Here is a 17,303-nt window from a genome sequence, read left to right as displayed (position 1 = left end):
AATTTCCTTATACTGAGGCAGCCTGAAGTGCTTCTTCAACCGTAGCAATGCGCGCAAAACGCCCTGCCAGAACCAGCTCCGTGCGCATTTTGATATCCTCAACGGAGAAGACCTGCCCTGAAGGATGCTGCATCGGAAAAGTCAGCGTGGCTTCCGTTACATAATCCACCTGATAGCCCAGATCAGACGCATGACGCGTTGTCGTTTCACAGCATTGTTCGGTTCTGATGCCGCAGATAATCAGCTTGCGAGTACCGCGCTCCGTCAGCCAGATATTCAGCCCGCTTTCTACCAAAGCAGAGTGACGTTGCTTGTAAAACTGTACGGTTGGCTCAATCTCCACGCCTTCCAATGTGCGTACAAAACCGCTTTCCAGCTGAAACACATCATCATTATCCGTGTGCAAAATCTGCACAACGGGAATCTTGCGCTTTGTAGCACCATCAATCAGCGTCTGCACATTCCGGATAAAAGGTCGGGCGATATCATCCTGCCATACGGGACGCTGGCGAAAAGATTCCTGAACATCAATAACGATCAGAGCAGTATCATTGTCGGACATTTTAGGTAACTCCTGTAAAGTGGTATAACAGAAATTACCGCGCTAAAACATAGTGAAAAAGTCAGCATCAGGACAATAACCGGACATATCCGGCCATTATTATCATGAAATTTTCAAGCCGGAATGTGATAAGTCACAGCCATATATTTCGGCTTCTGCTCCGAGGAGACAAGCTTGCCGCCCAGAGTTTCGGCAATCTTGCGACTTGCCTGATTTTCTTCGGCCACCGGATAGACGAAATAGTCTGCCTGTAAGGCTTCCTTTGCCCAACCGAACACAGCTGTGACCGCTTCTTTACCGAAGCCCTGCCCGTGTACGTCCTCGCACATCCAAACGCCGAATTCCGGTGTAGTCGTTGTTGCCCGATGCACACCGACAATACCGATATAGCGCCCGCTTCGGATATCTCTGGCAACAAAGTGGTAATCCGTCCCTTTCAGGAAACGTTCCTCCCATAGAGGTTTGTTCTCCAGAAACTCTTCATAGGATGCAGGCGGTTCCCACGCCATAAAACGGGTCAGCGTCGGTGTGATATGGCTGTACATTTCAGCAGCATCCTGCGGTGTATATATCCGCAGTTTCAGACGCTGCGTCGTCAGTTCAGGTCTTGTCATTTTTCCTCCAATAAAAAAGGGCGCCTGAGGCGCCCTTTAAAATCTGTTTCCGGATGTTCCAGATCAGTTACCGGCTTTCGCCTTTTCCTGTTCTGCTTTCATCTTGGCTTCAAATTCTTTCTGGCGCTTCTGAACTGCGTCCTGAAGTTCTTTCTGGCGCTGTTCAAGTTCGTTCTGCTGCAGACCCTTGCCATTCAGAGCATCGGAGAAACCGGTGAGCTGAACAGTGATCGGATTTGGCTTATTCTGGAAGTTTACGGATGTAAGGGTCAGTTTGCCGCCTTTTTTCAGCGCATTGACCATTTCATCTGTCAGCGGAGCTTCTGCAATGCAGCGATCCGGGAAGCAGATACCGTATTCAACCTTGGTGGTTTTGTTCGCATCAATCTGCATGCCGATACCGGCAGGGATCAGACGACCGGTCGGAACGGAAACCTGAAAAATCTTACGATTAATCTTGCCTTTGATTTCGATCAGGTTGATCGCGGTCAGCAGCTGACCGGAATCTGCAGTCACGATATTCTGTGTATTGCAAATATCATTATCTTCCTGCTTCGAGCAGACCTTGAACCATCCCTGCGGCGGCAGCTGTTGAGCTGTGGCCGGAAGGGTCGCGGTTGCAAGCAGGGCAACGGCGCCGGCAATTGCGGATGCGGCAGCGAATGTCTTCGTGCTGGTCATGATCAACAGGTTCCTTTCAACACTCTGATCTGAATTCTGGCTATGCTGTTTCAGAGAAATAAACAGCCTGTATTTTTTACGGGAATTATCATCGAGACTGGCAAGACAACATTTTCCCCTTGCGGATCAGCAAGTGAACCGAATTTTCGCAACCATGACTGCGGATAAAATACGGCAACAGCGTGACCCTGCGTTATTTGCGGTGTTACACTGACTGTAACGCATTATCCAGTGCCGTTTTATTAACCATAGTTTTTTAACGTCGATTTGCGCTATAAAAACAACGCATTTCCCGCCTGACTTATCAGAAAACGAAAACCGGCCGGTCAATATTTCATATTATAATTCTGTGGCTTGCTGCATATTCCCGCTAAAAAAGCGGTTTATACAGTGCATCCGATACGAATCAAATATGGTACCGGAACGGTATAATCCTCAAACATTCTCAAAATTAATCAAAAACACGCAAAATTCTGACAAATCAGAGCATTCTTATAATTTTACCGGATAGTGATTGACCAATGACACAGCCGTTCCAGCCCTTCCCGCGCATCATCAACAGGCGTCATCTGCTTGCCATGCTGGGAACCTCCGTTCTGGCAATCGCATTTGGCACAACCGGCCTGCCCTTTACTCATGATACAGCACAGGCGCAGACTGTAGCTACCGCACAAGACAGCGTGCCATCCTACGCATTGTCCATGCATGGCGACATTGCGCTGCCAGCCGATTTTAAACATTTTCCTTATACCAATCCGGCAGCACGTAAAGGCGGCAATATCACCTATGGTGTGGTCGGTACCTTTGACAGTCTCAATCCGTTTGTTCTGCAAAGCATGCGCACCACAGCGCGCGGCATGTTCAATGATGCGGATTTCGGCAATCTGATGTTTGAAACGCTGATGCAGCGTTCTGCCAATGAACCTTTCACGCTTTACGGCCTGCTGGCAGAGCGTGTTGAAACAGATGATGCGCGCAGTTTTATTGAATTCACACTGAACGAACAGGCAAAATGGTCGGACGGCAAGCCGGTGACACCGGAAGATGTGATATTCACCTATGAAATTCTGACGGAAAAAGGCCGCCCGCCCTATAATGCCCGTATGAACCGCATTGCCAAAATCGAGAAAACCGGTGAACGCGGCATCCGTTTTACCTTTAATGACAAGGCTGACAGGGAATTCCCGTTACTGCTGGCCAGCACTATGCCGGTGCTGCCGAAACATGCGGTTGATCCGGAAACTTTCGGCAAAGCTTCTCTGAAGCCGCCGATCGCCAGCGGCCCTTATATTATTAAGACAGTTAAACCTGGTGAGCGCATCACCTATCAGCGCAATCCTGATTACTGGGCAAAAGACCTGCCAAGCCGCAGCGGTTTCAGCAATTTTGACACCATCACCATCGAATATTTCCGCAATGAAACCTCCTATTTCGAGGCTTTCAAGAAGGGAATCGTTGATGTTTATGTTGACGGTTCACCTAATCACTGGAGCAAAGCCTATGACTTTCCTGCGGTAAAACAGGGAAAAGTCATTAAGGACACTTTTGTCAAAGGCACACCAGCCAATATGCTCGGCTTTGTCTTCAATACGCGACGCGAAAAATTTGCCGATGTTAAAGTGCGCCGCGCGCTCTCCGAACTCTTTGATTTTGAATGGGCAAACCGCTCACTGTTCTCCGGTCAATATGACCGTATGGCAAGTTTCTGGCAGGGCTCGGAATTGTCATCCGTCGGTCGTCCGGCGAGTGAAGGTGAAAAGCAGTTACTCGCGCCCTATCAGGATAAGATTCTGCCGGAAACAATGGACGGCACATGGCGCCCGACCACAACCAATGGCAGCGGTCATGACCGTGCGCCTGCCAAAAAAGCCTATGATCTTCTGGAACAGGCAGGCTTTACTTTTGAAAACGGCGTAGCGCACACACCGAAGGGCACGCGTCTGAGTTTCGAAATTATGACCCGCTCGGTCGACGAGGAAAAGCTGGCACTGGCCTATAAGCGCAATCTGGCACGGCTTGGTATTGTGGCGGAAATCCGTAGTGCTGATGATGCACAATATCAGCAGCGCTTGCAGAATTTCGATTATGATATGATTATCGGTGCGCTGACAGCCTCGCTCTCACCCGGCAATGAACAATGGATGCGCTGGGGTTCCGGCTCCCGTGATGCATCCGGCAGTTTCAACTATCCGGGTGCGCAGGATCCGGCTATTGATGCGATGATTGAAGCTATGCTTGCCGCAAAAGACCGCCCTGCTTTTACCGATGCAGTGCGCGCCTTTGACCGGTTACTGATTTCCGGCAGCTATTATCTGCCACTCTATTATTTGCCGAAACAGCAGGTTGCACGGTGGGAACGGATAAAAATTCCACAAAAAACCTCGCTTTACGGCTATCAATTCCCTACATGGTGGACTGAAACCACCTCTGTGAACTAATAATAACTGGCAAATGATGACAGGTAATTTCATGACTAATAAACAAATCACAATCGATGTTATTTCCGATGTCGTCTGCCCGTGGTGCTTTCTTGGGGCTAAGCGTCTGAAAGCCGCCCTTGAAATGTTGCCGGAACTGAATGTTGAAGTGCGCTGGCGTCCATTTCAGCTCGACCCGACACTTCCGGCAGAAGGCAAAGAGCGCAAACGCTATCTGGTTGAAAAGCTCGGCTCCCAGAGCCGCGTAAATGAAGTGCATGACCAGCTGATCGCCATCGGCAAAGAAGAAGGCATTGAATTCGACTTTGATGCGATTGAAGTCGCACCAAATACGCTGGATGCTCATCGCCTGATCCGCTGGGCTGGTGAAGTCAGCGCGGAAGTACAGGATCGCGTTGTAGGCGAATTGTTCTCACTCTATTTTGAACAGGGCGAAAATATCGGCAGCCATGAAATCCTGATCGAAGCCGCAGAAGATGCCGGTATGGAATATACCATTATCGAAACCCTGCTTGAAGGTGACACGGACAGCGACAATGTTCGTGCGGAAATCGCCGTTGCCGGGCAGATGGGCGTGACCGGTGTGCCATGCTTCATTCTCGATCAGAAATATGCGGTCATGGGTGCACAGAGCGCCGAGGCCATGGCTGATGCTATCCGTCAGATTGCGGAAGGTTATGAGCCGGGTCTGAGCGAAGATCGCTGATCTTTAAACCACTGCAACAATACTATTCTAAGGCTCTTTGGTGCTCGCCAAGGAGCCTTTTTCGTCTTTCCTTCCATTATAAAGGTGCTCTATGGCCGATCAGTCCACAAATGATGCATTGAAACGCTCAGTATCAGAAAATTGGGAGGCCAATGCTGCGACATGGACGAAGCTTGTCCGCGCCGGTTATGATACTTACCGCGATGCGCTGCACACACCGGCTTTTCTGGAAATGCTGCCGGATATCAAAGGCTTGAACGGATTAGATGTCGGCTGCGGTGAAGGTGCCAATACGCGCGCTCTGGCACGCGCCGGTGCGAAAATGACCGGCATTGATATTGCGCCGACCTTTGTGCACCATGCTTCCGAATATGAAGAAAACGAGCCGCTTGGTATCCGTTATCTGACGGCGGATGCCCTGCACCTGCCGTTCGATGATGCACAATTTGACTTCGCCAGCGCCTTCATGTCGATGATGGATATGCCGCAACAAGGCGATGTGCTGAAAGAAATATTCCGCATTCTTAAACCGCAGGGTTTCTTCCAGTTCACCATTCTGCATCCGTGTTTTGTGACGCCGTTTCGTAAGAATATTCGTGATGAGAATGGTAAAGTAACCGCGGTTATGGTTGCAGATTATTTTGAGAATATTGACGGCAGTCTTGAGACATGGCTGTTCTCAAGCGTTTCGCAAACTGAGCGCGAGCAGCATAAACCGTTCAATATTCCGCGCTTCCACCGCACTTTAAGCGAATGGATCGGCATGATTAACGCTGCAGGTTTCATTCTCGAGGCCAGTGTTGAACCAATGGCCTCGGAAGAACTGGCGGCACAAGAAGAAGTCGTTGCCGATACACGCGTTACGCCGATTGCATGGATTGTGCGCCTGCGCAAACCATAAGATTAGCCGCGCAGAAAGCGTTCCAATATGCGGTTAAACAGCTGCGGTTTTTCCAGAAAAGCCGCATGGCCGACCTGTGGCAGCAGGAAGATCGTTTCTTCCCAGAGGTTCTTGTAGTTCAATGACGCGATATGCGCATTATTGATGAAATGATCCTCAGCGCCATTGAGAATGGCCAGCGGCACGGGGCAATTCTCAGCCATATGCTGCTGGTCGGCAATATTCTCCGCCAGAATATTTTCGAACATTGTCTGGCGTGTCAGTCCGTCAGTTCTGCGCACGGCATCCGCCATAAAAGCCGGTGTCGGTTTATCCGGATGCACCACATGGCGCGCATAGGATTGTGCCTCCGCATCGTCCAGATCACGCTGGCCACCATATTTCAGTGCTTCACTGGGCACAAAAGCCTGACCTACCGCATCCGCATCTTTGGCAAATGGCGGCGTGCCGGTAATCATCAACCGGTTGACCGGTGCTTGCTGAGCAATCATTTCCAGACCAATATGTCCGCCAAGCGACCAGCCGAACACGGCAGCAGATGACACATCTAGCGCTTGCAGCACATCGGCTGCGGCCTGCGCATAGCCATGCAATGTATAGGACTTTTGCGGATCAGCAGCATCCGCAGAAGCGCCATGTCCCGGAAGATCAAAAGCGATCAGTCGGAAATCATGCGCGAGTGAGGATTCAAACTGCTTGTGAAACACTTCTTTGCAGGCCGAATTGCCATGAATAAACAAAACCGGTGCGCCCTTGCCTGCGCTTATCATGACTTCAAGACGGCCATGTCTGGTTTCAACAAGCTGTTTTTGCATTCTATTCCCCCCTGTTTTACTTATTCTCCGGCGATTTTTGCCAATTGTGTCATGATAACGGCTGAACCGGTCAGGCGTTTTTCAGCGGTCGGATAATCGCGGATAAACACAATACTCTGATCCGGCCGGATCTTTGCCAGCGAACCCTGTGCTGCAATCATCTGCACCAGACCTGCCGGATTAGGGAAGGTCTTCTCACGGAACTGAATAACAATACCCTTCGGCCCTGCATCCAATTTCTCGACATTGGCCTTGCGGCACAGCGCCTTGATAAACACGATCTTGAGCAGATGCTGCACTTCTTCCGGTAACGGACCAAAACGGTCGATCAGCTCGGCACCAAAACCGTCGATCTCCTGCGTTGTTTCCAGATCGGCCAGACGGCGATAAAGCCCCAGACGCAATTGCAGATCCGGCACATAAGTTTCCGGTATCATCACCGCTGTGCCAACCGCAATTTGTGGCGACCAATGGCTGTCCACCACAGGGCCTTCGGATTTCAGCTCGGCAACCGCCTCTTCCAGCATCTGCTGATACAGCTCGAAACCGACCTCTTTGATATGACCGGACTGCTCATCACCCAGCAAGTTACCCGCACCGCGAATATCCATATCGTGGCTCGCAAGCTGGAAACCAGCGCCCAAAGTATCCAGCGATTGCAGCACTTTGAGACGACGCTCGGCGGTCTGGGTCAGAGTTTTGCCTGCAGGCAATGTGAACAGCGCGAATGCACGCTGCTTGGAACGGCCAACGCGGCCACGCAACTGATAAAGCTGCGCAAGACCAAACATATCCGCACGATGCACGATCATTGTATTGGCAGTCGGAATATCCAGACCGGATTCCACAATGGTTGTGGAGAGCAGCACATCATACTGCCCGTCATAGAAGGCATTCATAATGTCTTCCAGCTCACCGGCAGCCATCTGGCCATAGGCGACAGCAACTTTCAGTTCCGGCACATGCTGGTCGAGGAATTCTTTGATCTCGGCAAGATCGGAAATACGCGGGCAGACATAGAAACTCTGACCGCCGCGATAGCGTTCGCGCATCAGGGTTTCGCGGATGACCAGCGCGTCAAAAGGTGAAATGAAGGTACGCACTGCCATACGGTCAACCGGCGGCGTGGTAATCAGCGACAATTCACGCACGCCTGTGAGCGCCAGCTGCAAGGTACGCGGGATCGGCGTTGCCGTGAGTGTCAGCACGTGAATATCGGATTTCAGGTCTTTCAGACGTTCTTTATGCTTCACGCCGAAATGCTGCTCTTCGTCAATAATCAGCAGACCGAGATTTTTGAACTTGATCGAATTGCCAAGCAGCGCATGGGTGCCGACAACAATATCCACCGTGCCTTCTTCAACGCCCTTCTTAGTCAGTGCCAGTTCTTTGGCACCGACAAGGCGTGAGGCATGGGCAACATTGATCGGCAACCCGTTAAAGCGCGTCGAGAAGGTTTTGAAATGCTGGCGTGACAGTAGTGTGGTCGGCACCACAACAGCCACTTGATAGCCGTTAAGCGCAGCTACAAAGGCCGCACGCAACGCAACTTCGGTTTTACCAAAGCCGACATCGCCGCAAACCAGACGATCCATTGGTTTGCCATCGCCAAGATCATCAAAGATAGCATCAATCGCGCGTTGCTGGTCTTCTGTCTCATCATAAGGGAAACGGGCGGCAAATTCGCCATAGACGCCCTCCGGCGGGGTCAGCACCGGCGCACCACGCATTGCGCGTTCTGCGGCAATACGAATAAGCTGTCCGGCCATTTCCAGCAGCTGTTTCTTGAGCTTGGCTTTACGCGCCTGCCATGCGCCGCCGCCGAGCTTATCCAGAACAGCAGATGAGCCTTCCGAGCCATAGCGCGACAGCAGTTCGATATTTTCTACGGGTAAGAACAGACGGTCGTCACCGGCATAATGCAGCTCAAGGCAATCATGCGGCGCACCGGCAGCGGTGATCGTACGCAAGCCCACGAACTTACCAATACCGTGATCGACATGCACCACGATATCGCCTGCGGTGAGACTACCGGCCTCAGAGATAAAATCCGCATCGCGTTTGCGTTTCTTCGTGCGGCGGATCAGGCGATCACCGAGAATATCCTGCTCGGCCACCACAACCAGATCACCGGCATCAAAGCCGCTTTCAACCGCCAGCACAGTCGCCGTGATTTTGTCACGCGACAGGGCTTTGACCGTACGCAGGTCTTTGACCGTCTCGATCTTTTCAAGACCATGTTCGTCCAGCACCTGCAACAGACGGTCAAGCGAGCCTTCTGTCCATGCGGCGATCATGATCTTTTTGCCGTTCGCCCGCAGCTCAGCGATATATTTGGTTACGGCCTCGAACAGATTGATGTCTTTAGCGGCGCGTTCCTCAGCGAAGCTGCGGCCTTTATGGGCATCCGCATGGATAATATGCCGGCCACTGGCCTCAGGCGCTTCAAAAGGCGTGAGGTCATAGCGCTTGCCATTGGCCTCAGCCGCCTCTTCCACCTTGCGCAGCGACATATAGAGCTGGCTTGGCGCTACAGGCTTATAGGGAATAGCATCTGCGGCTTCTTTGCCTTCTGCTTGCTTCTGGCGGGCATCATAATGGTCAAGCACCAGCTTGTGACGCTCGGCAATGGCTTCCGGCACCAGATGATCGAATACCACCGGCATTGCGCCTGTGTGATCGAACAGCGTTTCCATCTCGTCATAGAACAGCGGCAACCAGTGCTCCATACCGGCGAAGCGACGACCTTCCGAGATCGCAGCATAAAGCGCATCATCACGTGACGGCGCACCAAAGGCCGCAATATAGTTCTTACGGAAACGGCTGATCATATCCGGCGAGAGCGTAATCTCGCTCATCGGCTGGAGTGTAAACTCCTTGCGTGTCTCGGTGGTACGCTGCGAAGCCGGATCAAAAGCGCGGATGCTCTCCAGCGTATCACCGAAGAAGTCGAGACGCAGCGGTTCTTCCGCACCCGGTACAAACAGATCGAGAATACCACCGCGTACAGCAAATTCACCGACATCGCGCACTGTCGGCACACGTTCAAAGCCGTTGCGCTCAAGGCGCTGGGTCAGTTCATCCATATTCACGCGGTTGCCGGGACGCGCAGAGAAGCTCTGCTCGGCCAGCACGGCGCGTGGCGGCAGTTTCTGCAACACCGCATTGGCGGTAGCAATAATCAGCGCCGGATGTTTCTGCTCCCGCAAAGCGCTCAGCTGGCTCAGTGCACTCAGGCGTCTGGCCGAGACTGTTGCACCGGGGGAAACGCGGTCATAAGGCAGACAGTCCCATGCAGGAATATGCAGTACCGGCAATTCCGGCATGATAAAGCCGATAACCTGTTCAATATCGGCCACGCGCTGCCCGTCGCGTGCGATAAACAGTACAGGCCCTTTATCACCCGCCTCTTCCAGAATCTTGGCCAGCACAAAGGCTTCATAACCATCGGCTACACCGTCAATCAGCACATGATTGACGAGAACCGGTTTCAGACCAAGTTTGGAAAATACGGGCATAGGATGTCTCTGCTATATTACTCGAGCTTCTGATTGAGAAAAATCAATAGTCGATTTTATCGCGGAACAAAATAAGATCACGGAACAAAATCGTGTCAAAAGCCTCCGGTGTTTTGTCTTCACCGGTAATCCATTTGAACAGATCGCGGTCGAGCACTTCGAGCAATCGTTCAAATTCATTCAAAGTATCTTCGTCCATTGTTGCAATATGCTGATCTGCATATTGACCAAAGATCAGATCCATTTCTTTCATACCACGGTGCCACGAACGGAACAGCAGCTTACGGCGACGCGGATCCAGCTGTGCGCCTGCTTCGGTGCCCGATAATTTACTGCCTGTGCTCATAACATTCTCCGGATTAACATCTGTGCATTCAATAACATTACCAGCCATATAACGCGGGATGAACGCGATGTCAGCCTTGCAAGTCAATAAGAAGCGGGTAAGTTAGTTTTTATGCGTCCTAGTCTGCTTGACCCCCTGTTTGCATCCGTCCGTACCCTCACCGGTATCGGGCCTAAAGTCTCTGCTTTGCTGCTGAAACTGCTCGGCGCGGAAAGCGCTGCGATGCTTGAACCGCGTGTAGGACAATTGCTGTTTCTGGCACCAAACAGTGTGATCGACCGGCGCAACCGTCCGGGTGTAGCTTTTGCGCAGGAAGGTGCCGTGGTTACGCTGGAAGTGACAGTTGATGAATATCAGTTCTCACCCTCCACAGCCAAATCAGGCGCCTTTATGCGCGGCTCCGTGCCCCATCGCATTTATGCCCATGATGATACAGGCGAAGTAACACTGGTTTTCTTTCGTGCCCAGCGCCCATGGCTGGAAAAAAGCCTGCCGCTTGGCGAAAAGGTTATCGTCTCCGGCAAGGTGGAATGGTTCAACGGTCGCGCCTCGATGGTGCATCCGGATCATATTGCGCCGATTGACGGCAGCGATGATCTGCCATTGATTGAGCCCGTCTATCCGCTGACAGCCGGTCTTTCACCCAAAACACTGGCACGCGCGATGCGCGATGCTCTGACACACATTCCCGATCTGCCGGAATGGCAGGACAAGACGCTGATGCAGCGGGAGGGCTTTCCGTCTTTCACGCAAGCGCTGCATCATCTGCATCTGCCGGAAGAGCCGGAAGATATTGCGCAGGACAGCCCTTCACGCCGCCGCCTCGCCTATGATGAATTTCTCGCCGGACAAATGGCACTGGCACTGGTGCGCGCCAAGACCAAGCGTCTCTCCGGTCGCCCGCTCAATGGCACAGGCAAAATCACCGCGCAAATATTGGCCCACCTGCCCTATAACCTGACGAAAGGTCAGGAACAGGCGGTTAAAGACATTATCGGCGACCTCAAGCAACCGGAGCGCATGCTGCGTCTGCTGCAAGGTGACGTCGGTGCCGGTAAAACCGTGGTCGGCTTGCTGTCTATGGCACATGCGGCCGAATCCGGCGGGCAATCGGCTCTGATGGCGCCAACAGAAGTGCTGGCGCGACAGCATTTTGCCACCATTGCACCGCTGGCTGAAAAAGCCGGATTGAAAACTGCGCTGCTGACAGGGCGTGAAAAAGGCAAAGAACGCCAGCGCATTCTGGATGAACTGGCGGATGGTACAATTCATATCATCATCGGCACCCATGCGCTGTTTCAGGATAAGGTCGAATATCATGATCTGGTGTTTGTGATTATTGATGAGCAGCACCGTTTTGGTGTGCATCAACGCTTGCAGCTTACCGCCAAGGGTACTGCGCCGGATATGCTGGTGATGACTGCAACGCCGATCCCGCGCACGCTGGTTCTGACCGCTTTCGGCGACATGGATGCTTCCAAACTCACCGAGAAACCGGCTGGCCGCCAGCCGATCACCACCGCAATTGTGCCGAGCGAGCGGTTGAGTGAAATTGTTGACCGGATGCGTAAGGCAATTTCCGAGGGGCAGAAAATCTACTGGATCTGCCCGCTGGTGGAAGAATCAGAACATGTTGAGCTAACCTCTGCCGAAGAGCGCTTTCAGTCCTTTCTGCCCGTATTTGGTGACAAGCTTGGCCTCATTCATGGCCGCATGACCGGACAGGAAAAAGACGATGCCATGCTGGCTTTCAAGCGCGGTGATACAAACCTGCTGATTGCCACCACGGTGATTGAGGTTGGCGTCGATGTGCCGGATGCAACTGTAATTGTGATTGAACATGCCGAGCGTTTCGGCCTGTCGCAATTGCATCAGCTGCGCGGCCGTGTCGGGCGTGGTGATAAGCCATCCACCTGTCTGCTGCTCTATAAAGGCCCTCTGGGAGAAATTGCCAAGGCGCGTTTGCAGGTAATGCGCGAGACGGAAGACGGCTTCCGTATTGCCGAGGAAGATCTGAAACTGCGTGGCGAAGGCGAATTGCTCGGCACCCGCCAGTCCGGCACGCCGGGCTTTAAGCTCGCCTCGATGGAAGCGCATACCGATCTTCTGGAAATCGCTCGTAAAGATGCCCGTCTGATGCTTGAGCGCGATATTGATCTGCAATCTGAGCGCGGTCAGGCACTGCGGTTGTTGCTCTATATTTTCGGGCGAGATGAAGCGATCAGACTGCTGCGTGCGGGATAAAAAAGGCGACCAGATCTGGTCGCCTTTCTCTTATTTTACATTAAATTTACGATGTAAACTATTGAATTTATTATTCAACAGTCACTGATTTTGCCAGATTACGTGGCTGATCCACATCCGTCCCCATGAAGACGGCGGTGTAATAAGCCAGCATCTGGATCGGCAGAGCATAAACCAGAGGTGCAATGAATTCCGGCACATCCGGCATAATCAGCACGGAATGGGCATCCACATTAGCGTGTTTTGCACCTTCCTTGTCAGTGATCAGAATGATGCGGCCGCCACGGGCTGCCACTTCCTGCATATTCGACACGGTCTTTTCATAGAGACGGTCGAATGGTGCAATCACAATCACCGGCATGGTTTCATCAATCAGGGCAATCGGTCCGTGCTTCAGCTCACCGGCTGCATAGCCTTCTGCGTGAATATAGGAGATTTCCTTGAGCTTCAGCGCGCCTTCAAGAGCCAGCGGATAGGAAGTACCGCGACCGAGATAAAGCACATCTTTGACATTCATCAGATCACGGCAGATCGCTTCGACCTTTGGTGCCAGTTTCAGCGCTTCATGCAGCACGCCGGAGAGATTGCCAAGTTCACTGACCAGCTGCTTCTCTTCTTCCGGTGTAATGGTTCCGCGGGCTTTGGCAGCAGACAGCGCCAGTGAAGCCAGAACCGAAAGCTGACAAGTGAAAGCCTTGGTCGATGCCACGCCGATTTCAGGTCCTGCCAATGTAGGCAGAACAATATCGGACTCGCGGGCAATGGTGGATTCACGCACATTGACCACAGCGGCAATCGGCAGACCCTGTGAACGGCAATAGCGCAGCGAGGCCAGCGTATCGGCGGTTTCGCCGGACTGTGACACAAACAATGCCAGCGTATCGGTTGAGAGCGGCATTTCGCGATAGCGGAATTCCGATGCAATATCGATTTCCACCGGCAGACGCGCATAGCGCTCCAGCCAATATTTGCCGATTGTTGCAGCATAATAAGCAGTGCCGCAGGCGGAAACGGCCATGCGGTTGATCTTCGACCAGTCGATATCATTGACATCGGTGCGGATCGACGAGGATGCGAAATCCAGATAATGCGCCAGCGTGCGGGAAATCACTTCCGGCTGTTCATAGATTTCCTTTTCCATGAAGTGCTTATAATTGCCCTTATTGACAACATAAGCGCCACTGGCCGACTGCTGCACAACACGGCTAACCGCATTATTCCCTTCATCATAGATGGCAACGCTGTCACGGGTCAGAACTGCCCAATCACCATCTTCCAGATAGGTCACTTTATCGGTGAACGGTGCCAGCGCAATCGCATCGGAGCCGAGGAACATTTCCCCTTCACCATAGCCGATGGCCAGTGGTGAACCGCGGCGTGCTGCAACCAGCATTTCATTTTCGCCGGTGAACAGGAAAGCCAGCGCAAAAGCACCGCGCAAACGGCCAAGCACATTGCGTACGGCTTCAACAGGCGCATCGCCGGAGCGGATATTGCGTGCAACAATCTGAGCAACAGTTTCTGTATCCGTATCGCTCTGGAACTTTACACCTTCAGCTTCCAGTTCAGCACGCAGTTCAGCAAAATTTTCGATAATGCCGTTATGGACAATCGCAACCTGCTCGGTGGCATGCGGATGCGCATTGCGTTCTGTCGGCGCACCATGGGTTGCCCAGCGTGTATGCCCAATACCGATTGTGCCGCTCAGCGGTTCTGCCGCCAAACGGTTTTCCAGATTAACCAGCTTACCTTCGGCACGGCTGCGGGCAATCTGATTGTCCACCAGAGTCGCAATACCGGCTGAATCATAACCGCGATATTCAAGACGCTTCAGCGCATCCACAAGCCGCATTGCGACCGGCTTTTTACCGACAATACCAATAATTCCGCACATGAGTGTCTGTTCCTGTTGCGTCTTTGTTTTAAGGTCTGACCTATAGGCTTTAAGACCACACAATTCCTATCATCACTTTAAATTTAAAAATGATGATTTTATGATAATTATTTGTTTTTATTTGCCTTAATGGCTTTATATTTTTCGCGCAAAACCTCTGCACGGCCTTCTTTATTAACCTGACGGGCGCGACCGAGCGCCAATGCATTTTCAGGCACTTCATCGGTAATCACACTGCCGGAAGCCACATAAACACCGTTACCAATTGTCAGCGGTGCAACCAGAGCAGAGTTAGAACCGACAAAAGCATTGCTGCCAATCGTGGTTTTAAACTTGTTATAGCCGTCATAATTGCAGGTGATGACACCCGCTCCGATATTGGTTTCCGCACCTACAGTTGCATCACCGATATAGGACAGATGATTGACCTTGGCACCGGCACCGATATCCGCATTTTTCACTTCGCAGAAATTGCCGACCTTGGCTTTCTCGGCCAGCTTTGCGCCCGGACGCAAGCGTGCAAACGGCCCCACACTGGTATTGGCACCGATATGTGCACCTTCAATATGGGAAAATGCATGGATAACGGCACCGCTCTCAACGGTCACCTTTGGACCAAAAAACACATTCGGCTCAATCAGCACATCGGCCTCAATCAGCGTATCATGCGCAAAGAAAACCGTTTCAGGTGCAATCAGCGTCACGCCGGATAGCATGACATCACGTCGTTTACGTGCCTGCCACAGAGCTTCAGCTTCGGCCAGTTCAGCACGATTATTAATGCCGATGACATTCTCAACCGGCACATCAATGGCAATGACATTCAGCCCCTGTGCATGCGCCAGCTTCACCACATCGGTGAGATAATATTCGCCTTTGGAATTATCGTTCTTCACGGCAGAGATTAGCTGCAACGCATGTTTGCCGTTCAGCGCCATCAATCCGCCGTTGCAGAAGGTGATTTTGCGCTGCTCGTCCGTCGCGTCTTTTTCTTCGACGATTGCAATCAGTTTGCCATCTTCTTCAACCAGACGGCCATAGCCTGTCGGGTTTTCCGGACGGAACCCCATCACTACAATATCTGCGCCTTCCGCCAGCTTGTTACGTGCAGCGCGCAAAGAGGTTTCTTCAATCAGCGGCGTATCACCAAACACGACCAGCACATCATCATAATTTTCGGCCAGTGCTTCACGCGCAGCCAGAACTGCATGGGCAGTCCCCAGACGCTCGGTCTGTTCATAGAAACGTGCCGTATCACTGATTTTGCCAACAGCCTTCTGCACATCAGCCGCGCCGCGACCGACAACAACGGCCAGATCAGCCTGATCATCCGCCCCCTGCACGGCCTTAACCACATGCCCCACCAGCGGCAGGCCGGCAATCTCATGCAGTACTTTGGACATGGAAGACTTCATGCGGGTACCCTCACCGGCAGCGAGGATGATAGTCAGGCAGGATCTGGAAGCCATATTAATTCCGTGTTTCATAACTGGCAAAGAGGTCTGAATTATCAGAACCACTTTAAAGGCAAAACGTATAGATTCATTTACACAAAACAAGCAAGGTGCCGATGATTTTGCATGAATCGCGGTATTATTCTGTTTTTAAACAGTTTCCTGTTCAGGATTTATGGTTGAGCCGGTCACTTTTCAGAAACAACCGGTACGTATCGTGATTAGCCGAGCTTACCCAGCACAGGGAATGTCTCAAGCAGCCAGAAAGCAAAAGCTTCCATACCGCCGGTGAGGAACAGGATACCGGCAAGCACCAGCAAAATACCCATTACTTTTTCGACCTTGCCCATATGCACGCGGAAACGTGACAGGAACCGCATGAAACGGCCGGAAAACAGCGCCGCCAGCATAAACGGAATGCCCAGTCCCAGCGAATAAACAGCCAGCAGCGATGCACCATCCAGCACAGAAGCTTTGGAACCTGCAAGTGTCAGGATCGGCCCTAATACCGGTCCGATACATGGTGTCCAGCCGAATGCAAAGGCCAGCCCCATAATATAGGCACCCAAAGGTGTGGCCGGTGCGGAATTTGCCTGAAAACGGGCTTCCCGTGACAGCAACGGAATGCGGATCAGTCCGAGAAAATTCAACCCCATCACAATAATAACAAGACCGGCGGCAATCGCCATTTCCTGCTGCCATTGACGCAGAAAGTGACCGATTGACGATGCACCGGCACCAAGCGCCACAAATACGGTGGTAAAGCCGAGAACGAATGCAAATGACGTCACCAGCAACCGGATACGGTTACGTGTGGCCTGCGAGGCCTCTCCGCCATTGCGAAAATCATCCACACTCACACCGGCCATATAACAGAGATAAGGCGGCACGAGCGGCAGAACACAGGGAGAGAGAAAAGATAAGGCACCGGCACCAACAGCTGTCAGATAAGAAATGTCGATTGCCATATTATTTCCCTGTCAAATTACGAAATCCGTGACTTTCAGCAACCACCAGTCTTGCCTCGCTGATTCAGTGCGAGCTCACGGGCATGGTGCTGCTTATAGTCGTGCGGGTCTTATAGCCAGAAATGTTCCGGATAGGAACTGCAGGTGCAAATATCGGTAAAT

At 52.0% G+C, this 17,303-nt stretch carries 13 protein-coding genes; 4 read left to right on the top strand and 9 right to left on the bottom strand.

The window, feature by feature from the left end; all coding sequences use genetic code 11:
- Positions 1–7 precede the first annotated feature (7 nt).
- The 3 genes from K1X45_RS01465 to K1X45_RS01455 all read right to left on the bottom strand — a co-directional run bounded on the left by K1X45_RS01465 (position 8) and on the right by K1X45_RS01455 (position 1,857).
- Positions 8–562: an isochorismatase family protein gene (locus tag K1X45_RS01465; RefSeq protein ID WP_220159585.1), complete on the bottom strand. Its 555-nt coding sequence runs from the start codon at positions 560–562 to the stop codon at positions 8–10.
- 113 nt (positions 563–675) lie between these two features.
- On the bottom strand, positions 676–1,176 hold the full coding sequence (locus K1X45_RS01460; protein ID WP_220159584.1) for a GNAT family N-acetyltransferase: 501 nt from the start codon (positions 1,174–1,176) through the stop codon (positions 676–678).
- Between the two features lie 63 nt (positions 1,177–1,239).
- On the bottom strand, positions 1,240–1,857 hold the full coding sequence (locus K1X45_RS01455; protein ID WP_075655347.1) for an invasion associated locus B family protein: 618 nt from the start codon (positions 1,855–1,857) through the stop codon (positions 1,240–1,242).
- A 701-nt stretch (positions 1,858–2,558) separates the two neighbouring features.
- Between K1X45_RS01455 and K1X45_RS01450 the strand changes: the two genes are divergently transcribed.
- From K1X45_RS01450 to K1X45_RS01440, 3 genes are all read left to right on the top strand, one after another.
- Positions 2,559–4,295 carry an extracellular solute-binding protein gene (locus K1X45_RS01450; RefSeq protein ID WP_255561015.1) on the top strand — a complete coding sequence of 579 codons (1,737 nt, stop codon included), beginning with the start codon at positions 2,559–2,561 and terminating at the stop codon, positions 4,293–4,295.
- A 31-nt stretch (positions 4,296–4,326) separates the two neighbouring features.
- Entirely contained in the window at positions 4,327–5,001 is a 675-nt protein-coding gene (locus tag K1X45_RS01445) for a DsbA family oxidoreductase (protein ID WP_220159583.1), read from the top strand.
- 91 nt (positions 5,002–5,092) lie between these two features.
- Positions 5,093–5,902 (top strand): class I SAM-dependent methyltransferase, encoded by an 810-nt coding sequence (locus K1X45_RS01440; RefSeq protein WP_220159582.1) that lies wholly within the window; start codon positions 5,093–5,095, stop codon positions 5,900–5,902.
- Between the two features lie 2 nt (positions 5,903–5,904).
- Here the strand turns inward: K1X45_RS01440 and K1X45_RS01435 are convergent, their stop codons facing one another.
- From K1X45_RS01435 to K1X45_RS01425, 3 genes are read right to left on the bottom strand one after another with little or no spacing between them, the layout of a single operon-like run.
- A complete protein-coding gene (locus K1X45_RS01435) occupies positions 5,905–6,717 on the bottom strand; it encodes an alpha/beta fold hydrolase (protein WP_220159581.1) in 813 nt (270 codons plus the stop codon).
- A 20-nt stretch (positions 6,718–6,737) separates the two neighbouring features.
- Positions 6,738–10,235: a transcription-repair coupling factor gene (gene mfd / locus K1X45_RS01430; protein WP_220159580.1), complete on the bottom strand. Its 3,498-nt coding sequence runs from the start codon at positions 10,233–10,235 to the stop codon at positions 6,738–6,740.
- A gap of 43 nt (positions 10,236–10,278) precedes the next feature.
- On the bottom strand, positions 10,279–10,581 hold the full coding sequence (locus tag K1X45_RS01425; RefSeq protein WP_113943233.1) for a succinate dehydrogenase assembly factor 2: 303 nt from the start codon (positions 10,579–10,581) through the stop codon (positions 10,279–10,281).
- Positions 10,582–10,692: 111 nt separating this feature from the next.
- On the opposite strand from K1X45_RS01425, the gene recG reads away from it, so the two are divergent.
- Entirely contained in the window at positions 10,693–12,825 is a 2,133-nt protein-coding gene (recG, locus tag K1X45_RS01420) for an ATP-dependent DNA helicase RecG (RefSeq protein WP_220159579.1), read from the top strand.
- 70 nt (positions 12,826–12,895) lie between these two features.
- Here the strand turns inward: recG and glmS are convergent, their stop codons facing one another.
- The 3 genes from glmS to K1X45_RS01405 form a co-directional block, all read right to left on the bottom strand.
- Positions 12,896–14,719 carry a glutamine--fructose-6-phosphate transaminase (isomerizing) gene (gene glmS / locus K1X45_RS01415; protein ID WP_220159578.1) on the bottom strand — a complete coding sequence of 608 codons (1,824 nt, stop codon included), beginning with the start codon at positions 14,717–14,719 and terminating at the stop codon, positions 12,896–12,898.
- 107 nt (positions 14,720–14,826) lie between these two features.
- Positions 14,827–16,188 carry a bifunctional UDP-N-acetylglucosamine diphosphorylase/glucosamine-1-phosphate N-acetyltransferase GlmU gene (gene glmU / locus K1X45_RS01410; RefSeq protein WP_220159577.1) on the bottom strand — a complete coding sequence of 454 codons (1,362 nt, stop codon included), beginning with the start codon at positions 16,186–16,188 and terminating at the stop codon, positions 14,827–14,829.
- 206 nt (positions 16,189–16,394) lie between these two features.
- Positions 16,395–17,141 (bottom strand): cytochrome c biogenesis CcdA family protein, encoded by a 747-nt coding sequence (locus tag K1X45_RS01405; protein ID WP_022712343.1) that lies wholly within the window; start codon positions 17,139–17,141, stop codon positions 16,395–16,397.
- Positions 17,142–17,303 lie beyond the last annotated feature (162 nt).

Source organism: Pseudochrobactrum sp. Wa41.01b-1, from assembly GCF_019464455.1.
In the GTDB taxonomy this organism is placed as follows: Bacteria; Pseudomonadota; Alphaproteobacteria; order Rhizobiales; family Rhizobiaceae; genus Pseudochrobactrum; species Pseudochrobactrum saccharolyticum.
Note: the sequence above shows the minus strand (reverse complement) of the source record. Positions and strands in the feature narration are given on the sequence as shown.